Genomic DNA, 23102 nt, shown 5'->3' with positions numbered 1-23102 from the left:
TCCCCAATATAAGTCGTGGAAACTGCTTGTTAAAACACTCTTGACGGATAATGGGAGAGAATATTGTGGTACGACCAACCATCCCTATGAAATGTTTCTGGAATTATCCGATATTGAACATCGGAAATCCCGCAACTGCGGGATCGGCATCCCCAAACCAATGGCTTCGTTGAGAGATTTAACCGGACTGTACTGGATGAGTTCTTTCGTCCGGCCTTCAGAACAAAATTGTACGAGTCTGTTGATTCCTTACAAAAGGACCTTGATAAATGGCTGAAAGAATACAACGAAGAAAGACCACATAGGGGCTACCGAAATATGGGCAAACGCCCAATTGATCGCATTAAAGAATATTTGAAATATGTTCCGGCAGAAGGTTAATCATACAAATAATGAGATAAAAGTCATCCCAAAGTACAGGAAAAAGTAACGATTTCACGATTCCGCCGTTTAAGTGATAATTACATAACGTAATATTATGCCGCGCCAATAGTGGGAATGGCCTACGACAAGAGACAAAAGGACTAGTTATTATCCCTACAAGTTCTCTATATATAATGGGAACGGACAGGTGATGATGGAATTCAAGACCAATTATTCAGGAAATACAGCAATAGTCTATAACTACGTCTACGGGAACCGATGTAAGCTAGTCCGGGTCAATTGTGGTCGAATCCAGGGCATAGATTGTACCCTCTAAATCACTCAGAAAGTCGGAATCATTACAATACAATTTGCGCACCCTGGCAATTAGAACTTGAGCAAACTCCGCATAGATTCGCCAATCACGTTTTTCATTAGCACGCGCCAAATTCATCCGGGCCACCGTTCCCTTAATTCCCATATGATAGAGTTTCGCGCTTTGGGATTTCAGACAAGCCTCGATGTCTCTTAAACTCTCTCGGTATGATAATTGGGCAAACAGCATACAGAGAAATTGATCCCAACAACTGAATGACCGGTAACGATAATTGCCCCGATATTTTTTCACGTACTTCTCGAACTCATATTTAGGGATGAATTCTATGATTTGTGAGAAAATTGTTTGACTTGTATTTATGTGTTATCACCTTTCTATGTTGACAACGCATTAAGTCAAATCTAGTAAGAAAGTTCAAATCGAAAAATCGAAATACGTGTATTAATCACCTGATTATCAGCAACATATCACCTTATTAATATTTCTTAATGGGACAGCAGTGATTCAAAATTACTTCCAAAATCTTTGAAAAGAAAGACAGAAGACCAGTTGAAGTTAATTAACACGCCAGCGCCTGTTTTTTATAAAACCAAAACGACCGGAAATATCGCTATTGCCGGTCGTTCACAACAAATTTGACTAAAGATTACCGGGAACCGATTCCGATCAACTGACCGATCACAGGACCGAACTTCACAGCCAATCCGACAGTTACAATCGAAACTGTGGACATCAGTTTAATGACGATATTCAGGCAGGGACCGGCGGTATCTTTGCACGGATCGCCGACCGTATCGCCCACGACGGCGGCTTTGTGCGCGTACGAACCTTTTCCGCCGAGGTTGCCTTCTTCGATATATTTCTTGGCATTGTCCCATGCTCCGCCCGCATTGTTTAGCGTGATCGCCAGCACAAAACCGGTTGTGAGCCCGCCGAACAACACGCCGAGAACGCCCGCGACGCCGAGAACCAATCCGGCTATGACCGGAACGGTGACCACTAACAATGATGGTAAAACCATTTCATGCTGAGCACCTTTCGTGCTGATAGAAACACACCGCTCGTAATCCGGCTCATCTGTGCCTTCCATGATGCCCGGTTTTTCGCGGAATTGACGGCGAACTTCTTCAACCATACTTCCAGCGGAGCGCCCAACGGCTTTCATCGCAAGCGCGGCGAATACGAATGTGATCATCGATCCGAGAAACGCACCAATAATCACGCGCGGATTAAGCAATGTAATGTTGTAATAATCGACCCAATTGGTCAGCGTTACAGTGCTGGCGACAATTTCGCGCAGAGATGCGAGAGAAGCGTTCGGATCGAAGGAAATGTTCAAACTCGTTAGTAATTCTTTAATCAGGACTCCGTCCGTGATAATATGCGAAAACTGCGCCTTGATTTCCTCGATGTACGCCGCAATCAGCGCCATTGCCGTCAAAGCCGCCGAACCGATGGCAAAGCCTTTTCCGGTCGCGGCAGTCGTGTTGCCCAATGAATCCAGAGCGTCGGTTCTTTGACGAACTTCTTTCGGCAAATCGCTCATTTCGGCATTTCCGCCCGCATTATCAGCAATGGGTCCATAAGCATCCGTCGCCAATGTGATTCCCAGCGTCGAAAGCATCCCGATTGACGCAAAACTGATTCCGTACAAGCCAAGATTGATATGATTCGGAGCGGTACTAAAACCACCAGCAAAGGCATAAGCCAAACCGATTCCGATGCCAGTCACAATGACCGGAAATCCAGTTGAAATCATTCCCGTAGATAAACCGCCGATGATCACCGTGGCTGGACCCGTCTTCGCCTGATCGGCGATCCAGCGCGTCGGCTTATAAGACTGCGACGTGTAATATTCTGTGAGTTTACCAATCGTCCAGCCTGTGAGCAATCCGGTAATGACGGAACCGGCGATACCCATTGGCAATTTCAGCAGGTAAAGCAAGCCAACGGTAAATATCGTAATCAGGACAACACTCAGGTTAACGCCACGGGCAAGAGCCTTGAGAAGCGAACGTTGGTCTGCTTTTTCACCCGTCCGAACCGCGAAAGCGCCAAGAACGGAAAATAGATTTCCAGCACCGGCTATAATCATCGGAGCCAACAAAGCGGCTAAAACTTTTTCGAAAGGCGAACCGCTAAATGCCGCGACACCCAGCGCGGCAGTCGCTAGAATCGAACCGCAATAAGATTCGTACAGATCAGCGCCCATTCCGGCAACATCACCAACATTATCGCCGACATTGTCCGCAATCGTCGCAGGATTGCGCGGATCATCCTCTGGAATTCCGGCCTCGATTTTCCCGACGAGATCGGCGCCGACGTCAGCCGCTTTGGTGAAAATTCCGCCGCCGACACGTGCGAAAAGTGCTTGCAATGATGCGCCCATTCCAAAAGTCAGCATCGTCGTCGTAATCGCAGCGAGGCTCATCGCCTGATACCCGAGTCGTGGAACTAACCAATACAAAATCGTGAACCACATCGATATGTCAAACAGTCCAAGTCCAACAACAACTAGACCCATTACGGCACCGGAGCGGAAAGCGATTCTCAAGCCGGCGTTCAAAGATTTCCGTGCGCCCTCTGCTGTTCGATTGGACGCCAGCGTCGCCGTATTCAACCCGAAAAATCCCGCCAATCCGGAAAAAAAACCGCCCGTCAAAAACGAGAAAGGCACCCACTTATTCTGAACATGCAGAACATAGGACATGAAGAGAAAAACGACAAAAATGGCTACAAACACCAGCATAACGATTTTGTATTGTTGCTTAATGTAAGAGAAGGCGCCTTTTCGGACAGCGCCGGCGATTTTCTGCATCTTCTCGTTGCCGGGATCGCTTTTTAGCATCATTTTGTGAAAAATGTATGCGGCAATCAGCGCGATAATCGAACCAATCGGCGCAATCAGAAACATATATTTCAAACTCATATTCTATTTTCCTCCTTTTATTAATCGAAAGAATACGATTGAATGACAAATAGCGCGCAAAAGTTAGAACGGAATCGGCAATTTTTCAATAACGAAATTGATCTAAAACGTGCTTAGGCGAGCATAAGGTTTTTCATCAAACGCAAATTCAAACCGACCGACTTATTGTTATGGGAAATTTTAGTTGTGATTGCCCACGTGGATTGATATATTTTTATCAATGGATATTTGCAGAAATAATTCCAAAAGACGACTGCCGGAAGTATTCACTGGCGACGATCTTGTAAATCAACGGAGATCTCATGAACCGAATATTCGCACTTTTTTTACTCGTTTGCATCCTCTGTACATCATTACTCAGTGAACCCGTGTTCGTCGGAAATATCGTCGGTCATCAATTATTTTCCAATCGCGTTGAATTCCGCCTCGTCAACGCCAATTTCACCGTTTATATGTTGAGCGAAAACGTCATTCGATTCCGATACACAAACAACGAATCGTTCAGCCAGTCGCCGTCATACGCCGTCATCGCTGAAATGCCCGGAAAGTCCGATTTTTCATTAAAGGAAGAGCCAAATCGCTTCATTCTTTCAACAAACGAATTGATCGTGCAAATCGCGAAAAAGCCGTGCCGGATTTCGATTTTTGACAAGGAAATGAATTTGCTCAATGCCGACGATGCGTCATTCGGCGTCTCCTTCGACAAAGAAGAAGTCCGCTGTTATAAAAAACGATTGGATGGCGAGAACTTTTACGGATTGGGTGAAAAAAGCGACGGCCTGCGGAAAACCGACAACGAATACACGCTCTGGAACACCGATTTCCCCGGCTACACCGAACGAACCGACGAATTGTACGTCTCTATTCCATTTTTTTACGGCGTCAGAAACGGAAAATCTTACGGCATTTTCTTTGACAACACATATCGCAGTCATTTCAATTTCGGCGCGAGCAACAACCGGTTTTATTCATTCGGCGCCGATCGCGGCGAGATGGATTACTACTTCATCTACGGACCTGAGATGAAGCGCGTGCTGTCATCCTACTCAGAATTGACGGGAAAAGCGGAAATGCCGCCGAAATGGGCGCTTGGCTACCAGCAAAGCCGGTGGAGTTATACTCCAGAATCGACTGTTCGGGCGCTGGCTGATAATTTCCGTAAACGGCAGATCCCGTGCGATGTCATCTTTCTCGATATTGATTACATGGACGGCTATCGCGTGTTCACCTGGGACAAAAACCGTTTTCCCGATCCTTCAAAACTCATCGCCGATCTAAAAACGAATGGCTTTAAAATTATTCCCATCATCGATCCGGGCGTGAAAGCCGACACGAATTACTTCGCGGCAAAAGAAGGCATCGCAAAAGATTTATTTGTCAAATATCCGGACGGCGAATTGTATCAGGGTGAAGTCTGGCCGAGCTGGGCGTTTTTCCCGGATTTCACAAAAAAAGAAACGCGAGATTGGTGGGGCGAGAAATTGTCCGCATTGATGAAAGACGGCGTCTCCGGTTTTTGGAACGACATGAACGAACCTGCCGTTTGGGGAAGTCACTTCCCGGACCTCGTACGCTTTAACGGCAATGGCTTTAGCGCCGACCATAAAAAAATCCACAACGTTTATGCGCTGGAAATGGCAAAAGCGACGCGCGCAGGCCTGCGGAATTTTTCGGACAAGAGACATTTTCTGTTGACGCGCGCCGGTTTTTCCGGTATTCAACGGTATTCTGCAGTTTGGACGGGAGATAATCTTTCCAGCGAAGATCATCTTCAGATTGCTTGTGTGATGTCGCAAAACCTCGGCTTGAACGGCATTCCATTCGTCGGCACGGATGTCGGCGGATTCATGGGCGAAGCGTCGCAAAGGCTTTACGTGCGGTGGATGCAGCTCGGCGCCTTCACGACGCTGTTCAGACAGCATTCGGCATACGGAACGAAAGCCAAAGAACCATGGGCTTTTGGGCAAGACGTTGAAAACACCGTCCGGGAAATCATCAACTTGCGCTATCGAATGTTGCCGTACCTTTACAGCGAATTTCATCAGGCAACGCAAACTGGTTTGCCGCTCATGCGACCGATGTTTCTTGAATTTCAGAACGATCCGGAGTGCTGGAACGATCAGTCGCAATTTCAATTCATGGTTGGCGAAAATCTGCTGGTCGCGCCGGTTTTATCGGAAACGGACAATGCGAAACATCTCTATTTGCCTGATGGACTTTGGTTCGAAATGAATACCGGAAAAATCTATTCCGGCAACCAGTGGCTGACCGTCGATGCTCCGCTGGAACGGATTCCTTTCTTTCTAAAATCTGGCGGCGTTTTGCCGATGCAGGAAGTTCAGCAGTTCGTCGGCGAGAAGCCTGTCGAAACGACGATCCTGACCATTTTTCCATCCGCGAAAAGTTACTATTCACTGTACGAAGACGACGGATATTCCTACGAATACGAGAACGGGCGTTTTTCCGTTGTTAATTTTAACATCGAAGAAAAAGACGATGCGTTGACCGTTGTCGTCAAGAGAGAACAAACAGGATTTACGCCCGACCGGAAAAATTATCAATTCAGAATCATCTCCGATAAAAAACCGGCAAAAGTTCTCGTTGGATCGAAAGAATTGTCCGCCCTAAAACCATCCGAAACATCGGCGAAAATCCGCGAATGCTGGACTTTTCTATCGGATGAAAAGATGATCGATATTAGAACACCCGACGCTGGCGATTTTACCGTTACAATCCAATATTGATTTTCTACAAAATTTAATGGCCATCAAGGCAAAATGCCCTTAAGCCCAAATTAGTTTAAATACTTAGCCAGCCAGCGGTGCATTTCTTTCCACCAGCGGACATTGTTCTGCAAGCCGAGAATTTCGTGACCTTCGTCCGGGAAAATGACTAACCGCGACGGAATTCCCTGCCGCTGAAGCGCGGTGAAAAGTTGTAGGCTCTCGCCAACCGGCACGCGAAAATCCAATTCACCCTGTGTTACAAGCGTCGGCGTCCTAAAATTTTTAGCAAACCGATGTGGCGACCATTTATCATATAGTTCCGGCTCGTCCCATGGCGTCGTACCCATGTCCCACGCGGGAAACCAGAGTTCTTCCGTCGCGCCAAAAAAACTCGTCAAATTGTACAATCCGGCATGACTGACGGCGCACTTAAACCGGTTCGTGTGCCCCATGAGCCAGTTGACGGAATATCCGCCGAACGAACCGCCGATCACCGCCTGTCGGTCTTTATCGATAAAACCGTATTTGGCAATGACAAAATCGAGTCCTTTGACCAAATCTTCAAAGCATTTTCCGCCGTAATCGCGACTGACTTCTTCGCGGAATGTCGAACTGTAGCCGGTACTTCCACGCGGATTGATGAAAACGCCGACGTAGCCGGGCGACGTGATCAATTGCATCGTAAACCAACTGAGCATGAAACGGTCGCCCCACATATTTTGCGGACCGCCGTGAATCGTCAGTATGACCGGATATTTTTTCTCAGGATCGAAATGCGGTGGGCGAAGGAGAAATCCGTGAACCGTGTCACCGTTCGCGCCGGGAAACCGGAACGTCTCGACCTGCGGCAAATCGAACGTTTCATCAAATTCACGGTTCGCCCATGTCAATTGTGTCGGTTTTTCACCATTGGTTGGTTGTGAGTAAATTTCGTATGGCCTGTGATTGTAGCCTTTTCGATAAACCAGCGTCTCGCCGTCCGGCGAAATATCGAAATCATGCGAACTCGAAAGGGAGACAGGCGGCGTATCGAAATCGCCGGGCTTCAGATGTTTCATCGATCCATCGTTCAAATCAACGAGAAAAATATGATTCTTCTTATCGCCGAGCCAAGTATCCCATTGGCGAAAAAGCAGACGGTCGATGCTCCTGGCGTTGCATTCCGGTAATTCATTTTTCGTCCAATTCTCTATCGTGTTTTTCCTTGCTGGAAGCACGCGCGAACCGCAAATAATATGAAGACCGTCTTTCGACCAGATCGGTGAATAAAGTCCGGTTTTGGAAAATGTCACCTGTTTCGCCTCGCCGCCGTCTAATGAAATCATGAACAAGTTGGGCTTGCCTTTGCGTTCGGAAATAAACGCGATCCGTTTTCCATCGGGCGACCAGCGCGGCGAATAATCATTCTCCGGGTGCGTCGTCAGCGGTTTCGTAACACCGCCATCCGCCGGAACTAACCAAATATCGTCGAAATAACGATCCTTCGCGAGATCGGGAGTTGCAATGGTGTAGGCGATCCATTTCCCATCCGGCGACATCGCGCGTTTTTCCGGCTGAGCAATGACAAAAAGAAGTGTAAAAGTAAGAATGATTTCGGCCAATCGACTCAATTTCATTTAAACCTCCTTTAATGACGCTTTAAACAATCATTAACCGACCGTTATTAACGCTCAGATTGTTCGATGTTCAATTCAACCGGTTTCATCACTTTTGAAATCGGATATAAATTGAGTTGGTCGTCGTGAAATGGCGAACGGTCAAAGAAGAAAAACAGGCGTTGAAGCGGATCGGCGGCAAATTTGGGATCGGTGTTGATTTTTCTTTCGAATTCACGTTTCATTTCGGGATTTTCTTTCAACATTTTCCACGCGGTATCTTCCAGAACATAAACTTCGCCATACTCTTTCTGTTCAAAAATTCCATCAAAAAATCCCCATTTAACGAACGAATCGACCGCGTCCGGTTCCAGTAAATGCGTCACAATCAGGTTCGTCCGCTGATTCATCAAAATGACAAATGTCCCGGCTGGAAAATTTCTTTCAAAGCTTATTTTAGTGGTCGAAAAACTGACCGGATGTCTGCCTTCAGAAGGAGTACTTTGCCACGAAACGTTTGAAAATTTGTATGAATTGACTTTGAGTTTTTGATCCGTTTTTAATTGCTTTATCTTTGCGCCGTGAAGTTTTAGAATATCAACGATGGGTTTGAATTCAGCCGGAATGAGATAGGCGTACGGCATTTCGGCGCTCGCCGTTGGAACGACATTCGTAAAGAACGGCATATAATAATTGACCGGCCTTTCCGTCCAGATCACGCGATCGCTTCCGGAAATATCGCTGAATTCCTTCCGGTAGCCAAAACCTTTGAATTCGATGAAAACACTATCAGACGTCACACTGAAATTGAGCGGAATCGATGTACCGACCGGAATCGCCGCCGTTTCCGCATCGCCATCAGCGACGGTTTTTTTCAAAACGGAGCAATTTTCATTGACGATAGCCAAAACGTTCTTGAAAACCTGATAAGTGGCGGAAACGCGCGTTTTGTAATCTTTTAACATGTGCGTCTCGATAAGAATACAAGGACGGTTTTGAATTGCGCCGTAACCATTGGAAAAACGCGGCGAGGCAACGCCGTACGTGAGACCTTTCATAAATTCTTTTTCATCTTTCTGAATAACATAAACGCCCAGCGGATAGCCGTCTGTTTCCAAACCTTTTTTCAACATCGGTAGGAACGTATCCACATTCCATTTTCGCACCGGTTCGGCAATCGCACCGACATGCTGTTCCATTCCATAAGTCACCACGTATTGATAATTGGCGCCGTCGGTGACGTGACTATCGAGGATCAAATCCGGTAACCACTGTTGAAAAAGCGACAGCCATGCACGCATTTCCGGTGAATCGGCTTTTGAAAAGTCACGGTTGAGATTAAAATTTTGCGCCGTGACGCGCCAGCCCATTTCTTTCGGTCCGCTTTGATTGAATCGGTTATATGGCGAAAACCGCTCGTGACCGTCAACATTGAAAATCGGAATAAAAAGTAACGTAACATTCTTCATTAATTCCGCATATTTTCCATCGACGACTATATCCCGCAAAAGCATCAGTCCGGCGTCTTTGCCATCAATTTCTCCGGGGTGAATTCCGGCAATGAACAAAACGAGCGCTTTTCCGCTCTGTTTCTGCTTTTCCGGCGTAAAATTACTGTCGGAGTCAAAAATCAACAACGGCAAATCTCTTCCTTGAGGTGAAATTCCGAAGTGCGTGAAGAGAATGGAGCCGGACGCTTCGTCCAACCGTTGACAAAATTGAACCGTTTCGGCGTACCGCGGCGTCTCCAGAAATCCTGACTTCTCATAATCCGTTTGCCAATCTTCGGCAAATAAAAGTCCGCTTATCGTTAATATTAGCCAGCCAATCGCAGAAATCCCGCAAAGTCGTCGTTTCATTTATCCTCCAAATTCTCGTCTCATAACGCCCAAAATGTAATCAAATTCAGCCTATTTTCCTGTATTAATCTTCTTTTCAGAATTATTTTGATAACCGATGAATTCCCGGTGGAGAGTTAACATTGCAATTCAACTGCTGTCACTGTAAATTAACAACGATTTTTTGTTGAAAATGAGGATTCTTAATGGATTTGTTTAAAAAATGCTTTGAATATACAGCCGTAAAAGAGGCTAAATCCAGGGGATATTATCCCTATTTTATACCTTTTTCCGGCGGAGACGATACCGTCATGATTTACAACGGCGAGCCTAAAATCATGATCGGATCGAACAACTATCTCGGACTGACCCACCACCCAGCAGTCATTTCAGCGGCGGAAAAAGCTTTGCATGAATACGGCACCGGCAGAACCGGCAGTCGCTTCCTGAACGGAACGCTTGACATTCACGAGGCGTTCGAGAAGGAGTTGGCGGAATTTGTCGAAAAGGAAGCCGCTTTGATTTTTTCCACCGGCTTTTTAGTGAATCTCGGCGTCATTTCGTCGCTGTTAGGGAAAACCGACGCAGTCATCATCGACAAATTGGACCACGCCAGCATCGTTGACGGATGCCTGCTTTCAGGAGCCGGTATTCATCGTTATCGACACAACGATATGGCGAGTCTCGAAAAAACATTGGCGGGCATTTCAGAAAAATCTGGAAAACTCGTTATCGTTGACGGTATTTTTTCGATGGAAGGCGACATTGCTAAGATTCCCGAAATTTGCCCGATCGTTCAAAAATACGGCGCGCGGTTGATGGTGGACGACGCGCATTCGATAGGTGTTCTGGGGCCTAAAGGCAACGGCACGGCGGCGCATTTTGGACTGACTTCTCAGGTCGATCTGATTATGGGAACATTCTCTAAATCGTTTGGCGCGGTCGGCGGTTTCGTCGCAGGAAATGCCGACGTCATCGATTACATTAAACACAATTCGCGGGCAATGATTTTCACCGCCAGTCTGCCTCCCAGCGTTCTCTCCGGAGTACGCGCCGCTCTTCAGATCATCCAATCTGAACCGGAGCGCCGGCAAAGACTTATTGAAATCGGTAATTATATGCGGAAAGAATATCGCAGTATGGGATTCGATACTTCGACAAGCGAAACGCCCGTCATTCCAATCATCATCGGCGATAATATGAAAACTTTCACGTTCTGGAAAAGGCTATTTAACGAAGGAATTTACACAAACGCCATCATCAGCCCAGCTGTGCCGGGAAATTCTTCTCGTCTCAGAACCAGTTATATTGCGACGCATCGTCAGGAACAGTTGGATTTTGTGCTGGAAAAATTTCATAAAATCGGCAAAGAATTGGCGATTATTTGATCGTTCGCCGTTCTTTTCTATCAATCCGAATGAAGAGATATTGTTGAACTGGACTGAAAAAAAATGGATTCTAATTCAATGGTTCCAGGGTGGATTGGTCGCCGGCGTTATCGTTGCGCTGGTCGGCTGCGCCGCTCAGGGACAGCCAGGCGGAGGACCCGTTGATGTGATTGGACCACGGCTGGTTTCGGTCATTCCGGAGAATGGATCGATTCGGGTGACTCTCAAGCCAAAAATCGAATTGACCTTTTCCGAAACGATCAATCCGCGCAGTGCAGAAGGAACACTGATTGTCTCACCGCATCTGAAAACGACTCCCGTCATCAAAACGAATCGAAAAAAAATCACGATCAAACTTCTGGAACCGCTTCAATCCAACAGAACCTACATCTTTAGTTACGCACGAAACCTACAGGATTTTCAAAAGAATCCGACAGTCGAAGACATCAAACTGGCATTTTCCACCGGCGATTCTTTGGACGAAGGAAAAATCAGCGGTATTGTCTATCAAATTCCAGAGAAAAAACCCGCAATGATCTGGGTTTTCCGAAAACAGATCGCTTTCCCCGACTCGCTACCATCTCAGAAGCCAGATTATGCCGCCGCCGTCACAGGCTCCGGTTTTTATGAAGTCAGCAATCTGCCGGTCGGCGAATACCGGCTGATCGCGCACGTGCCGCCTGCCGCTAAACCGGGGACATTTTTCCCCATGGAAGAGGATCCACTGGGAATACAGCAGACGAAAAACATCGTCATTCGTCATCGTAATGACACCGCGATTGGCATCAATTTTCGATTGGACAAAATATCACTCCGACCATTTCGACTCCTGACTGCAGTTCCGACAAACAACGCACTGGAATTGAATTTCACGAGTTCTATCCCTGATACGAATCTGAAAAACGCCGCGTTTCATATCATTGGCTCAGGAACTCCAAATGTCCTAAAAACATGGGCAGACGCGGGCTCGCCAAAACAGGTTTTTCTGCAAGTGGACGGACTTATACCCGATTCGACATATTCCATCGCGATCCGAAACCTGTTCGACGAAACCGGCGACCATCCGGCGTTGGACAATCGGCCGATTCGATTCACCTGGCGCGTGCAGACCGACACACTGAAGCCTCGATTGATAAAAACGAATCCGCTCAACCGCGGAAAAAACTTTGGTTCGACTGATCCGATCGTCCTGGATTTTTCCGAGCCGATTATTCTCGATTCGATCCAGCAGAAAATTCTTCTATTCGAAAGCGACAGCATCAATGTTCCGACCGCTGACAGATGGCTTGACGGAAATTCGCTCGTTCTAACGCCAATGGAACCGTTGAAATCGAATTCCAATTATACAATCAAACTTCTTTGCCAAAAATGGAAAGACGCCGCGGACAATTTCTTCAAAGATTCCGTAATCACGCAAACATTCAGTACGATTGACGTCAATCAATTCGGTTCGCTCAGCGGCATTGTCAAAACGAGCACGACCATCGATTTTAAAAAATTAATCGTGGCAGTTCAGTCATCGACAGAAAACTTCCAGCGGCAAACACACCCGGACAGTACGGGCAAATTCGTATTCCTATCGCTACTTCCCGGAAAATACAGCGCACGCATCTGGTTCGACCCAAACGGGGACGAAGTCTATGATGCCGGACGAATGATTCCTTATCGAATTGCCGAACCTTATAAAGATTTACCCAACATGATCACCATTCGATCTCGCTGGGAAACTGCCGAAGTAGAGTTAAATTACTGACAATGCAGATTCACTTCTGGAAAATTACAGCCGCCGGCAACGATTTCGTTCTCATCGACGATCGACCAGCGCTTTTTCAGTCAAATGCGCCGGCACTCGCACAAAAATTCTGCGACAGACGATTCGGAATCGGCGGCGACGGAACGATTTTTATCCGAAACTATCCGGAATGCGACTTTGAGATGGCGTACTTCAATCCGGACGGTTCGGGACCGGCGATGTGCGGAAACGGCAGTCGCGCGGCGGTTCTTTTCGTTCACGACAACGCGATTTGTGTCAAAGGATCGTACCGTTTTTTGGCGGCAGACGGCGAACATTCCGGCGTTTACAAAAACGGAAATGTCGCGATTACCGTTCGCAAACCCATCGAATTAAAAATTGAAACGTTCAATGGGAACGAGGTTTTTCGGGTCGATACCGGCGTGCCGCATTTAGTAGTTTTAACAAAAAATCTGGCGCAGATCGATATTCGGAATATCGCACCGAAACTCCGAAAAACCTTCGATGCCAATGTAAATTTCATCGAACAGAACAAAGATGGACGATGGGCGATTCGGACTTATGAGCGCGGCGTCGAGGATGAAACCTTGGCCTGCGGAACCGGCGCAACGGCGGCGGCTTATATGGTCTCGAAATTGTTCGATCAGACGTTTCCAATCCGATTAATCGCCCGTGGCGGCGAGTTGCAAATCGATGAAACAAATGATACATTTTGGCTGAGCGGACCAACAAAATCCGTTTTTACCGGCACGATTGAAATTAACCTTTAATCACGAGGTGAAATAATGTATGCAGTCATCATAGCGGGCGGCATCGGAAAGCGGTTCTGGCCACGAAGCCGGCGCGAACGTCCAAAACAACTATTGAATATTGTCGCTGAACAATCGATGCTGAAGTTGACTTACGAAAGACTTCGGCAAATCTGCGATGAGAAAAAAATCTACGTCATCGCCGGGAAATCGCTGAAAGAAGCAATCCTGCGAGACCTCACCAAATTACCAGAAAAAAATGTGATCATCGAACCAAGTGGCAAAAACACGGCGCCGGCGATCGGATTGGTTACGACGATCATCTTAGACAGAGACCCGAACGCGGTCATCGGAATCTTCCCATCCGATCATCTCATTTCGGACATTGACGCATTCAAAAACGCAGTAATGACCGGCTACCGTTTCGCGAAAGATCACGTCGCGTTGGTCACTTTCGGGATTACGCCGACACGACCCGCGACTGGTTACGGATATATTCAGATGGACAAAAGCGTCGCGCCCGTCGATGAGGATGTTTACAAGGTTAAAACTTTTGCCGAAAAACCGTTACTGCGGACGGCGATTCGATTCTTGGAGAGCGGCGAATTTCTATGGAACAGCGGCATGTTCATCTGGAAAGGATCCAGCATCATCAACGCTATCAAACTTTTCATTCCGGAATTGCACGATAGTCTTCAGGAAATTGCCAGAGCCATCGGCACGCCTAATTACGACGCAGTTTTAAAAACCCAGTGGGCAACAATTCGTGGCGTTTCTATCGACTATGGCGTCATGGAAAAGGCAAAAAATGTTTATGTAGTTGCGGGAAATTTCGACTGGAGCGACGTCGGCTCATGGGACGCGGTTTACGAACTGATGCCGAAAGACAAAAACAGCAATGTCCTGATCGGCGATGTCACCGCCATCGATTCCAGCGGATGTTATGTCTATTCCCGGAAAAACATGGTCGCAACGATCGGCGTCAAAGACCTCATCGTCATTCAATCCAAGGATTCCATTCTCATCGTTCACCGGAATGAATCCGAGAAAGTCAAAGACCTTGTCGATTTACTGGAGCATGAAAAACGGATGGAACATCTATAAATCATGGTAAACTTGAAAAACCAATGTAAGCCCAAAATGCTGTCATTACGGACAGAATTGGAAAAGGTTTTTACCAAACTCGGCTACACTCTCGTCATCGGGCAGGGCGATTTTCACGCAGGCACCTGCGTCGTTCTGAAAGATAAAAAAGTGGTCGTCTATAAATTCACACCACTCGAACAACAAATCGATTTTTTGATACGCGCGCTCGGCGAAATGGACTTGTCCAACGTATTTCTTCTGCCGGAAATTCGGGAAATGATCGACGAACGAACCTCTTTATTCAGATAAAAACAGGCGATTTTAAGAACCGAAGAATAGACAAACCACTCTCATGATATACATGGTAGCGGAATTGAAAAAATTTAATCTTTGAAAAAATCCGTCGAAAATTTGCAAGTGTCATGATAATCACAAAACAGGAATCGTGAAAATTGGCAAAAATATTTTTTCATTTTGAAGGAATAAATGATAAATTAACCCGCTTTTTAGCAAGTGGCGAGGTAGCTCAGTCGGTAGAGCAGGGGACTGAAAATCCCTGTGTCGGCAGTTCAATTCTGTCCCTCGCCACAAATTATTTTTCCCGACGACAAAACCGACTTTTTACCTGCCTTTTTGGCATGGATTATCGGCATTCAAACCCTTCCAAATTTGATTATTTTTTACCCTATCTCTATACATGAAACGGGATACCGACAGGGATACCGTTTTTTATTCAAACAACCAATCCCAAAAATTTGGGAAAAACTACTAAAAAACAGGGAAGCAGTATCATGCCAGGACTTCGGAAACTTCGTGGAAAATTTTACGTCCGTCTTTGGATAGACGGCAAAGAAAAATTATTATCGACCGGAAGCGGCGATTTGCGGGATGCAGAGATATTCAGAAAGCGAATTGAGCGGGAAGAAAACGAAGTTCGGGCAAAGATTCGCGTCGATTTGGACTGCCTGAAAAATCGTCTAACCATAGAGGACGGCATTCGATATTTTTTAGCGAACGTTAAGGGAGAACGGAATCTGCGACCGGCGACACTAAAACTCTATAAAATCGGAGCCGCAGACTTTCAGTCATGTTTTCAACATAGGAAATATTTTGACACGCTTAGGAAAGACGATAGCGCGGTTTTATTGGCTTTTCTTAATAGTCGGTACAATAGTTCAACGACCGTCAATTTTAATCTCAGGTCGATTCGATCAATGCTTAACTACCTTTTAGAGAAGGGAAAAATTCAGGAATTTCCGTTCTCAATCAGGACGGTCAAGGTTGATGAATCATTGCCGAAGTTCATCATGCCTGACGAAATGGAAGTGATTTACCAACACGCTTCGGATAATTTGATGAAGTCCGTCATTCGAGTTTACGAGACGACCGGAATGCGGATCGGTGAATTGAAAATATCTCATCGAGAAGGTAATTTCATTATCGTTGAAGCCGAAAGCAAAGGGCGCAGACAACGACTGATTCCAATTCCTGAATCTTCCGTTTTTGATTATGATTTTGTGAAAGCAAATCCAATTTCGGAAAGTTACATCAGTCATTCATTCGCAAAGATATGTAAGAGAGCCGGTATAACGGGCAAGACAATTCACTGTTTGCGGCACACCTTCGCATTAAGTCAATTGATGGCGACTAATAATCTTTCGCTTGTAAAAGAACTGCTGGGGCATGCTGACGTGAGAACAACGGAGATTTACACGAAGTTTCCACGAGAGTTTTTAAAACAGATTTTTAATGATCGGAAGGTTTCTTATACCTTTGATCGAGCCGAAGTTTTTAACTGATTAGAAAAATGGTAACAAAAAGAGACAAACATTGCATAAGTACCGAAAAACGTTGCATAACTCATTTTTAGGCTTACTGCTGATTTTATATGAAAAATACCTGTAAGTTATTGGCGATGGCGCAAGTGCAAGGATTTGAAAATGGATAAAAATGCCGAAAAATGCCCTATGAAACGTTTTTACGTCTTTTTTTTCAAGGTTCAATTTCAATCTTCACGACGGAGAACGAAAAAAAGCAATCAGTCGATTTTTAACAAATTCCACAGCCGCATTTATCGTCGTGAAAAATTTATCAATTTTCAGCGAAAAATGACAAAAATCAGACAACATCTATCTTTTGACGTGATTTTAGACTTAATAGCGTATCAAATAACATTGCATAGTAGAAACGAAAAAACCGCAACCGGATCAATCAGGGAATCGCTAATCGGTTTACAATGTACTTGCGTTGATTATCAATGAGTTTGCATTTAACATATTTAAAAAGAAACATCTGTGAGATAATGCCAACAGGCGCACACACGTCGGTATTCTTCTGCTTCAAATCCGTAGATTATTCGAGCAACTCAGTGGGATCAAACCGCCGAGCAGTCAATCACAGATCGTCTGCTCTACCGACGAGAAATCACATTGCGTATCTAACGGGCATCCTACCGCTTGCCCTTTTGGGCGAATTTTTACCACGATTTCAGATTGTCAACTTATCATATTATCGGCTTTAACACTTAACAGAGGAGTATCACCATGAACACAAAGCAGAAAAATGACAGCAAATCCAGCATGACTGAGCGGGAGATCAGAAAGGTATTGTCGGAGTTCTTCACGATCGATTTATACAAACCGAGAATCATCGACGATATAAAAGCATTTTTACTGGAAGGTCATAACATCTTAAACAAAGTCGAGAGCATTATACAAATCAACGATAAAAATTTGCGTATCAAAAGTCTTCTGGACTGGTCAGAGAATAATCAAACCGACTTCGAGAAATTGTTATCCATCGTAAGGTCTTATCAGGGCAGGGATTTCACCGGCGTTAATGCACGGCGGGCGTACCTTTCATATATGACCGACACACGGGCGGATAATGATGGACGGGCGCACGCATGAACACAGGCACACCCCCCACCCCCCGAAGCACGGGAGACGCCACCCCGCATATCTATTATACTCGCGCACACACACCAGAAGGAAAAACAATGCCGGAATTGCATTGCAAATGGCGGTACATGGAAATAAATTTCAGATAGTTATTTAAACGAGGTGAAAGATGAATCAAAATGTATCTGTCAATGTCCGGGTCACTGAAAAGGTAAAAACCGACGCGGAATCTGTACTGAAGGAACTTGGGCTTACCATGAGCGACGCAGTGAATATCTATCTCCGACAGATTGCACTGAAGCGCGGTATTCCATTTGGCATTCGCATCCCGAATCGAAAGACTGTCCGGGCGATGGAAGACGTTGAAAAAAAGCGTAATCTGAAATCCTTCGATAACGTTAATAGCCTGATGGAAGATTTGAAGTCCTAAGAAATGAGACAGATCCATTTTACAACGGCTTTTAAAAAAGATTACCAGAAGGCTATCAAGCGCGGCTGGAATATCAGTTTGCTTGATGAAGTCATTAGCCTATTAGCAACGGGTGAAGTTCTCCCGAAAAAGTTCAAGGTTCATCCGCTACAAGGTCGATGGAGCGATTTTTCCGAATGCCACATAAAACCCGACTGGCTGTTAATCTGGAAACAGGAAACAAACGATATTTGTCTGACCAGAACTGGGACGCATTCGGATTTATATTGACGTGATTTTTGACATAAGCGGGATAGGTCGATCAACCGACAAGCGGAAACCTTCACCGTTTCCCGCTTATTTCAACCAGAAGGGCTTATTGGAAGGATTAAGCAATGAACGACCTTACAACAAATCTTGAAGAACTTTTAGAAGACTATCCGTCACAGATTGCCGAAACTTTGGGAATTTCCAAAGACGATTTAAAGATAGTAAAACATGAAGACAAAATCCGCATCACTATTCTTAAAACAGAAAAAATGATTAACGAAGAACAAATTAAGCGGTTGATGGAAACTGATCCCATAATTGAATCTGTCCGGATTCAAAAAGGTCAGGTTGATCTGATGACGCGTCAAGAAAGAAGATTTAGGCGAGAAGACGGGGAAATCCGAACATCTACTTTTTCGGAAGCGGATGGAACTGGAGACGAAAACGACTTTTTCGAGACGGTAAAATTAAATTTAGTATTGTTTGATTTCAGCGAATTTGCTGACGATTTCTTAAGAGAAAATATTTTAAGCCTGATCAGAGATACTGCCGAACACGAACTACAACAATACAGCCATAATGATTTTGAACATAAGACTTCACTATTTAAACGCCTGTTAAGCGAGTACAGGATTTACAAACTTGTTAAAAGATTTTGTGAGGAAAACCATCTGAACGGCTATATTTCTGAATCTATCATATATCCCGATGAATTTGAGACTGTTCATAATAGACTATTTCCCGACGATAAAAATATCAAATTAGCACGAAATTCGACGAATTTAGAACCGTCTGAGATAGTTTCTGCGACAGAAACTACACAGAAACCACACAGAAAAGAAGTATCTGACAAACAGCATAAATTACGCTCTCTAATCAAGGAAATTGGGAATGATATAAAAACAAAAAAATCATTAACCAAAAAAATCGCAATAGCAAATGAACTTCATACTTATAAGGCTTATAAGCACTTATCAGTTGATACACTCCGAAAATATTACTCAGAATTCTATTTTTGGAGAGGTAAAGAGTACAAATAGTACTTTGGGATAAAATCCCAAAAATCCCAACAAAATAAAATAATATTTTTCCGTCGAATATCCCTTAAATATTCTGGGATTTTCTTGGGATAAATACGCCTCTATGTTGTTGATATTCACATCATTAGGTATATTAACCACGTGAATAAATAGAATTTATTTGAAAGGAAAAATGCGATGACAAACCAAAATTTTTTGACAAGGAAAGAGTTGATGCGGGCGACTGGCTTGAATCCACAGCAGGTTGACTATCTGCGACAGAGGGGTAAACTTCCGATTTTAAATGAACCCGAACGCGGCATCCCTGCTATGTTTTCGCCGGAGTGCGTGGAAATAGTCAAGGCTTGGTTGAAAAAGAAATCCGAACCGTCTGGACGTTAGGCAACTTGTGATTCAGAAAAACAGATCACAACCGCCATTCGTTCTCACACTGATAGCAATGCTTAAGGATAAATCTTGGAGAAGTTTATCTTCAAACGCAAAAGTCCTCTGGATTTATCTTCGTTCTAAATATAACCCGAACGACGAAAAGCGTAACCTTGCTACCGGTAAAATTCAAGTTCGGTTATCTTATTCAGAAATGGCGACTGTTCAAGATTTTAAATCGCCAAAATCTATGACTAAGGCACTTTCCGAACTCAAAAACGCTGGTTGGATCGAAATTTCCGAACAAGGTGGGTTGATGAAAGGGCAGTCTGCATACACCTTCACCGGAAAGTATGCAGACCTTCCAAACCAGAAGAGGAAAAGGTGATTTTGTTGGTGGTGGTGGTAGATATACTAAATCTTCCGAAAGGGAAGCGAGCGGTCAAAAGTGCCTTTCGTCGTGAACCGCTTCCGAAAGGGAAGCGAGAAAAGTCTTACCGCTTCCGAAAGGGAAGCGAGATGGCTTCCGAAAGGGAAGTTGAAAAACAACTTTTGAAAGGAAAAAAATGATTGACGATCCGAAATTTTCCATGATTCTTGATAAAATCGACGCGCTTGAAAAGCGACTGAAACCGGAGTTTCCGGTTTGGCTTGATATTCGCCAAGCGTCCGTTTACTTGCAAATATCACGGTCAACAATTAGGAAACTCATTTTGTCAAATTCGATTCCCTTCCGGCGCGTCCCAAACGGCAAGGCGGGCAAATTACTTTTTAATCGGAGGGTTTTAGACCTTTGGCTTTTATCCGGCGACGTTAAACCGAACAAGCGGGCGCGGTCAACCTTTGAGGCTTTCCTTGATTAACGAAATCACTTTCGGCGATTGTTTCGACCTGATGCCTGAGATTCTGGCGGCTTCGGTTGACCTGATTTTCACCGATCCGCCTTATGAGCAAAGCCTGCGGGAAATTTACGCCGACTGGAATCACGGCTTAGACTGGACGTCGTTAGCGTCTGAGTTTGACCGGATTTTAAAACCAAACGGGCAGGTAGCAATGTTCTGCGACTTCGTGACCGCACAAACGATCACGACCAATCTGATGGATCGTTTCCGCTTCCGATTCCTTTGGATTTGGAGAAAACCAAACGGTCAACCCGTTGGAAAAAAAGAGCCTATGCGGGAGACAGAACTGATTATCGTTTACAGTAAAAAGAAATCGAGAATCGGAAACTTGACTTTCAACTTCAAAGATATTTCGACCGTCGGCGGCGAACCTTATCGGCGGAGTTACAATCGGTCAAACACGACGCGTAAACCGATCAAGGCTTATGTTTCCGAATCGAGCGGCGGACGTTATCCTAAACAGATTTTGGACTTCCCGACCAAGTGCAACCTGCCGGAATCGGAGCGAACCGATCACCCTTGCCAAAAACCGCTTGCGCTTTGCGGTTACGTCCTGAAAGCGTTATCGAATCCTGGCGATTTGGTTTGTGATCCCTTCGCCGGAAGCGGATCGACCGCTATCGCCTGTCATAGACTTGGCAGGCGATTTATCGGAATCGAGCGTGATCCGGTTTATTTTGAGATGGCAAAGACGCGGTTAGGCGCGGAACGGGCGCAAACAAATTTATTTTTTAATGAGGTGAAAAATGTATGAATCTATCGCTTTAAATTGTTGCAATTATTCGGCTGGCGGTTGTGTCGGCGGTTTATTCAAATTTGACCGATTAACGGGTAAAATTGATTCGTGGATTGATTCGGAACTTGCCGGAAAACCTTGTCGGGTTACGAAGGGCTTGCCTTGCGCGTTTTTCAATTCGACAGTGATTCCGTCAATTCCTGATTCTCAAAATTCAACGTTGGCGGCTTATCAGATTGCCGTTGATAAAAACCGACGGCAGGAGACCGAACCGACCGAATCAATGCCGACACTCTTTGAATTGAAGTGCCGAAAGTGTAAGGCGATTTTTCACAGTAAAACCCGAAATAAGGTTTATTGCCAGTCGTGTTATCAAAATCGGCGAAACGGTCAAATTCGGGCAAACGTCCAAAAATACCGAAAAAAAAGATGAATGTAATCAATGTTGGCGTTTTTTCTCCGTCGTGAAAAAAGTTGAAAAAAGGCAAGGTGCATATATTATCACTCAGAATTTTCCAACTTTGATTACATCACGTCGGGAAAGGCTATTTTTAGGAAAAAATGAGATGCGCGTTTTAAAAGCCTTTGAGCGATTCACTTTCCGAACTGGTACAAAGTCACCGACCTGCCCGCTAAAATCGATCCTGAGCCGTTTGGCGGCGTTTTCGCCTAAAAAATCATACCGCTTTCAATCGTTCGGTATGCCTATTCAACAGATTCAACAGAATCGGTATGATAATTAAGATAAATTCACGAAAACACTTGATATTTCACTAAACGGTAGTTATATTCTACCCGTAGGATAACTTGAAAGGTTGATTGAATGACAATGAAAAACGAAAATTTACTATCGGTAAAAGACGCGGCGGAGCGTCTGGGCGTTAGTGTTCGGAGCGTGTTCGCTTATATTCAGCAGGGCTTACTAAAACCGGTTAGAATCGGCGGAACGAAAAAAGCAGGCAAGACTTACGTGACAACTGAAAGCATTGAAAAACTTCTGAGAGGGTGAAATCATGGCGGGTTTACGTTTACTGAAAGGCAAGTTTTATATTCGTTTGAGAATCGACGGCAAAGAAAAATTACTACCGACCGGAACGGGAAACCGTCGGGATGCTGAAATCCAAAAGGCAAAGATCGAGCGGCAAGAGTTAGAAGTCAAACAACGGATTAGGACAGAAATCGACGCGGAAAAGAATCGGTTGACGATTCCCTGCGGGATTGAGCGTTTTTTACGAACAATCCAAGCGGAGCGGAATATCACCGAATCGACCTTAAAGACCTATCGCTTAGCGGGCAAAGACTTCCTGAATGCTTTAAACGGGCTGGTTTACTTCGATTCGATCAAGCGAACCAATTACAGCGACCTATTGGCTTATTTACAGAGCCGATACAACCCGACAACGGTAAACATTCGCCTGCGCGGCATTCGTTGCATTCTGAATTTCCTATCTGAAAAAGGGTTGATCCAATCACCTTTTCACGTTAAGCAGATCAAGACCGACCGACAACTCCCGAAGTTCATAACGCCGGAAGAGATGGATAGAATTTACAGCGTGGTTGACGATCCGAAGTTAGCGGCAACGTTTCGGGTTTATGAGTTCACCGGACTGCGCCTGAGTGAGTTATTTCATTCAAGATTGACCGGCGATTTTATCACGGTGGAGCAAAGCAAAGGGCGCAAGGAACGGATCATACCGATTCCGGCGGAGCGAATC

Annotated in this window: 25 protein-coding genes and 1 tRNA gene; 22 read left to right on the top strand and 4 right to left on the bottom strand. The window is 45.1% G+C overall.

What is annotated here, in order from left to right; genetic code table 11:
- The first annotated feature begins 126 nt into the window (after positions 1-126).
- Positions 127-381 (top strand): hypothetical protein, encoded by a 255-nt coding sequence (locus COT43_07050; protein PIS28196.1) that lies wholly within the window; start codon positions 127-129, stop codon positions 379-381.
- Between the two features lie 268 nt (positions 382-649).
- On the opposite strand, the gene COT43_07045 is transcribed toward COT43_07050, so the two are convergent.
- Positions 650-1060, bottom strand: a complete 411-nt coding sequence (locus COT43_07045; GenBank protein PIS28195.1) for a hypothetical protein — start codon at positions 1058-1060, stop codon at positions 650-652.
- A 286-nt stretch (positions 1061-1346) separates the two neighbouring features.
- A complete protein-coding gene (locus tag COT43_07040; protein ID PIS28194.1) occupies positions 1347-3629 on the bottom strand; it encodes a sodium-translocating pyrophosphatase in 2283 nt (760 codons plus the stop codon).
- A 302-nt stretch (positions 3630-3931) separates the two neighbouring features.
- On the opposite strand from COT43_07040, the gene COT43_07035 reads away from it, so the two are divergent.
- Positions 3932-6373 carry a hypothetical protein gene (locus tag COT43_07035; GenBank protein ID PIS28193.1) on the top strand — a complete coding sequence of 814 codons (2442 nt, stop codon included), beginning with the start codon at positions 3932-3934 and terminating at the stop codon, positions 6371-6373.
- A 50-nt stretch (positions 6374-6423) separates the two neighbouring features.
- On the opposite strand, the gene COT43_07030 is transcribed toward COT43_07035, so the two are convergent.
- Together COT43_07030 and COT43_07025 are read right to left on the bottom strand one after the other, a co-directional pair.
- The gene (locus COT43_07030) at positions 6424-7971 is read right to left on the bottom strand and encodes a hypothetical protein (GenBank protein ID PIS28192.1); all 1548 of its coding nucleotides are present in this window, start codon (positions 7969-7971) and stop codon (positions 6424-6426) included.
- Between the two features lie 47 nt (positions 7972-8018).
- Complete coding sequence (locus COT43_07025; protein ID PIS28191.1) at positions 8019-9809, bottom strand: hypothetical protein; 1791 nt, start codon at positions 9807-9809, stop codon at positions 8019-8021.
- A 185-nt stretch (positions 9810-9994) separates the two neighbouring features.
- On the opposite strand from COT43_07025, the gene COT43_07020 reads away from it, so the two are divergent.
- The 20 genes from COT43_07020 to COT43_06925 form a co-directional block, all read left to right on the top strand.
- Entirely contained in the window at positions 9995-11176 is a 1182-nt protein-coding gene (locus tag COT43_07020; protein ID PIS28190.1) for an 8-amino-7-oxononanoate synthase, read from the top strand.
- A complete protein-coding gene (locus COT43_07015; protein ID PIS28189.1) occupies positions 11097-12929 on the top strand; it encodes a hypothetical protein in 1833 nt (610 codons plus the stop codon). The genes COT43_07020 and COT43_07015 overlap by 80 nt, the downstream gene beginning before the upstream one ends.
- A gap of 2 nt (positions 12930-12931) precedes the next feature.
- Positions 12932-13699, top strand: a complete 768-nt coding sequence (locus COT43_07010) for a diaminopimelate epimerase (protein PIS28188.1) — start codon at positions 12932-12934, stop codon at positions 13697-13699.
- A gap of 15 nt (positions 13700-13714) precedes the next feature.
- Entirely contained in the window at positions 13715-14782 is a 1068-nt protein-coding gene (locus COT43_07005) for a mannose-1-phosphate guanylyltransferase (protein PIS28187.1), read from the top strand.
- A gap of 3 nt (positions 14783-14785) precedes the next feature.
- Positions 14786-15073 (top strand): hypothetical protein, encoded by a 288-nt coding sequence (locus COT43_07000; GenBank protein ID PIS28186.1) that lies wholly within the window; start codon positions 14786-14788, stop codon positions 15071-15073.
- A 206-nt stretch (positions 15074-15279) separates the two neighbouring features.
- A tRNA-Phe gene (locus tag COT43_06995) sits at positions 15280-15355 on the top strand.
- Positions 15356-15555: 200 nt separating this feature from the next.
- Positions 15556-16563, top strand: a complete 1008-nt coding sequence (locus COT43_06990; protein ID PIS28185.1) for a hypothetical protein — start codon at positions 15556-15558, stop codon at positions 16561-16563.
- Positions 16564-16704: 141 nt separating this feature from the next.
- A complete protein-coding gene (locus tag COT43_06985) occupies positions 16705-17025 on the top strand; it encodes a hypothetical protein (protein ID PIS28184.1) in 321 nt (106 codons plus the stop codon).
- 282 nt (positions 17026-17307) lie between these two features.
- Positions 17308-17673 carry a hypothetical protein gene (locus COT43_06980; protein PIS28183.1) on the top strand — a complete coding sequence of 122 codons (366 nt, stop codon included), beginning with the start codon at positions 17308-17310 and terminating at the stop codon, positions 17671-17673.
- Between the two features lie 160 nt (positions 17674-17833).
- On the top strand, positions 17834-18094 hold the full coding sequence (locus COT43_06975; protein PIS28182.1) for a type II toxin-antitoxin system antitoxin, RelB/DinJ family: 261 nt from the start codon (positions 17834-17836) through the stop codon (positions 18092-18094).
- Between the two features lie 3 nt (positions 18095-18097).
- On the top strand, positions 18098-18364 hold the full coding sequence (locus COT43_06970; GenBank protein ID PIS28181.1) for a type II toxin-antitoxin system mRNA interferase toxin, RelE/StbE family: 267 nt from the start codon (positions 18098-18100) through the stop codon (positions 18362-18364).
- A gap of 104 nt (positions 18365-18468) precedes the next feature.
- Positions 18469-19383, top strand: coding sequence for a hypothetical protein (locus COT43_06965; GenBank protein ID PIS28180.1), 915 nt, complete (start codon positions 18469-18471; stop codon positions 19381-19383).
- Positions 19384-19560: 177 nt separating this feature from the next.
- Positions 19561-19764, top strand: coding sequence for a hypothetical protein (locus tag COT43_06960; GenBank protein PIS28179.1), 204 nt, complete (start codon positions 19561-19563; stop codon positions 19762-19764).
- Between the two features lie 7 nt (positions 19765-19771).
- Positions 19772-20137 carry a hypothetical protein gene (locus COT43_06955; protein ID PIS28178.1) on the top strand — a complete coding sequence of 122 codons (366 nt, stop codon included), beginning with the start codon at positions 19772-19774 and terminating at the stop codon, positions 20135-20137.
- A complete protein-coding gene (locus COT43_06950) occupies positions 20134-20319 on the top strand; it encodes a hypothetical protein (protein PIS28177.1) in 186 nt (61 codons plus the stop codon). The genes COT43_06955 and COT43_06950 overlap by 4 nt, the downstream gene beginning before the upstream one ends.
- Positions 20316-20612 carry a hypothetical protein gene (locus tag COT43_06945; protein ID PIS28176.1) on the top strand — a complete coding sequence of 99 codons (297 nt, stop codon included), beginning with the start codon at positions 20316-20318 and terminating at the stop codon, positions 20610-20612. Before COT43_06950 ends, COT43_06945 begins: the two co-directional genes overlap by 4 nt.
- A complete protein-coding gene (locus COT43_06940) occupies positions 20605-21405 on the top strand; it encodes a hypothetical protein (GenBank protein PIS28175.1) in 801 nt (266 codons plus the stop codon). Before COT43_06945 ends, COT43_06940 begins: the two co-directional genes overlap by 8 nt.
- Positions 21398-21820: a hypothetical protein gene (locus tag COT43_06935; protein PIS28174.1), complete on the top strand. Its 423-nt coding sequence runs from the start codon at positions 21398-21400 to the stop codon at positions 21818-21820. The genes COT43_06940 and COT43_06935 overlap by 8 nt, the downstream gene beginning before the upstream one ends.
- Positions 21821-22210: 390 nt before the next feature.
- On the top strand, positions 22211-22396 hold the full coding sequence (locus COT43_06930) for a hypothetical protein (protein ID PIS28173.1): 186 nt from the start codon (positions 22211-22213) through the stop codon (positions 22394-22396).
- A gap of 4 nt (positions 22397-22400) precedes the next feature.
- Positions 22401-23102 (top strand): hypothetical protein (locus COT43_06925; GenBank protein ID PIS28172.1); only part of this gene is annotated, 702 nt, incomplete at its 3' end.

The sequence above is a fragment of the Candidatus Marinimicrobia bacterium CG08_land_8_20_14_0_20_45_22 genome, from assembly GCA_002774355.1.
Lineage (GTDB): Bacteria > Fidelibacterota > UBA2242 > UBA2242 > UBA2242 > 0-14-0-20-45-22.
This window is presented reverse-complemented; position numbering and strand designations above follow the sequence as displayed.

What these genes read in the sequence shown, in the direction of transcription:
- COT43_07040 (PIS28194.1), bottom strand. Translation starts at nt 3,629, where the DNA reads ATGAGTTTGAAATATATGTTTCTGATTGCGCCGATTGGTTCGATTATC.
- COT43_07035 (PIS28193.1), top strand. Translation starts at nt 3,932, where the DNA reads ATGAACCGAATATTCGCACTTTTTTTACTCGTTTGCATCCTCTGTACA.
- COT43_07030 (PIS28192.1), bottom strand. Translation starts at nt 7,971, where the DNA reads ATGAAATTGAGTCGATTGGCCGAAATCATTCTTACTTTTACACTTCTT.
- COT43_07025 (PIS28191.1), bottom strand. Translation starts at nt 9,809, where the DNA reads ATGAAACGACGACTTTGCGGGATTTCTGCGATTGGCTGGCTAATATTA.
- COT43_07020 (PIS28190.1), top strand. Translation starts at nt 9,995, where the DNA reads ATGGATTTGTTTAAAAAATGCTTTGAATATACAGCCGTAAAAGAGGCT.
- COT43_07010 (PIS28188.1), top strand. Translation starts at nt 12,932, where the DNA reads ATGCAGATTCACTTCTGGAAAATTACAGCCGCCGGCAACGATTTCGTT.
- COT43_07005 (PIS28187.1), top strand. Translation starts at nt 13,715, where the DNA reads ATGTATGCAGTCATCATAGCGGGCGGCATCGGAAAGCGGTTCTGGCCA.
- COT43_07000 (PIS28186.1), top strand. Translation starts at nt 14,786, where the DNA reads ATGGTAAACTTGAAAAACCAATGTAAGCCCAAAATGCTGTCATTACGG.
- COT43_06990 (PIS28185.1), top strand. Translation starts at nt 15,556, where the DNA reads ATGCCAGGACTTCGGAAACTTCGTGGAAAATTTTACGTCCGTCTTTGG.
- COT43_06985 (PIS28184.1), top strand. Translation starts at nt 16,705, where the DNA reads ATGGATAAAAATGCCGAAAAATGCCCTATGAAACGTTTTTACGTCTTT.
- COT43_06980 (PIS28183.1), top strand. Translation starts at nt 17,308, where the DNA reads ATGAACACAAAGCAGAAAAATGACAGCAAATCCAGCATGACTGAGCGG.
- COT43_06975 (PIS28182.1), top strand. Translation starts at nt 17,834, where the DNA reads ATGAATCAAAATGTATCTGTCAATGTCCGGGTCACTGAAAAGGTAAAA.
- COT43_06970 (PIS28181.1), top strand. Translation starts at nt 18,098, where the DNA reads ATGAGACAGATCCATTTTACAACGGCTTTTAAAAAAGATTACCAGAAG.
- COT43_06965 (PIS28180.1), top strand. Translation starts at nt 18,469, where the DNA reads ATGAACGACCTTACAACAAATCTTGAAGAACTTTTAGAAGACTATCCG.
- COT43_06960 (PIS28179.1), top strand. Translation starts at nt 19,561, where the DNA reads ATGACAAACCAAAATTTTTTGACAAGGAAAGAGTTGATGCGGGCGACT.
- COT43_06945 (PIS28176.1), top strand. Translation starts at nt 20,316, where the DNA reads ATGATTGACGATCCGAAATTTTCCATGATTCTTGATAAAATCGACGCG.
- COT43_06935 (PIS28174.1), top strand. Translation starts at nt 21,398, where the DNA reads ATGTATGAATCTATCGCTTTAAATTGTTGCAATTATTCGGCTGGCGGT.
- COT43_06930 (PIS28173.1), top strand. Translation starts at nt 22,211, where the DNA reads ATGACAATGAAAAACGAAAATTTACTATCGGTAAAAGACGCGGCGGAG.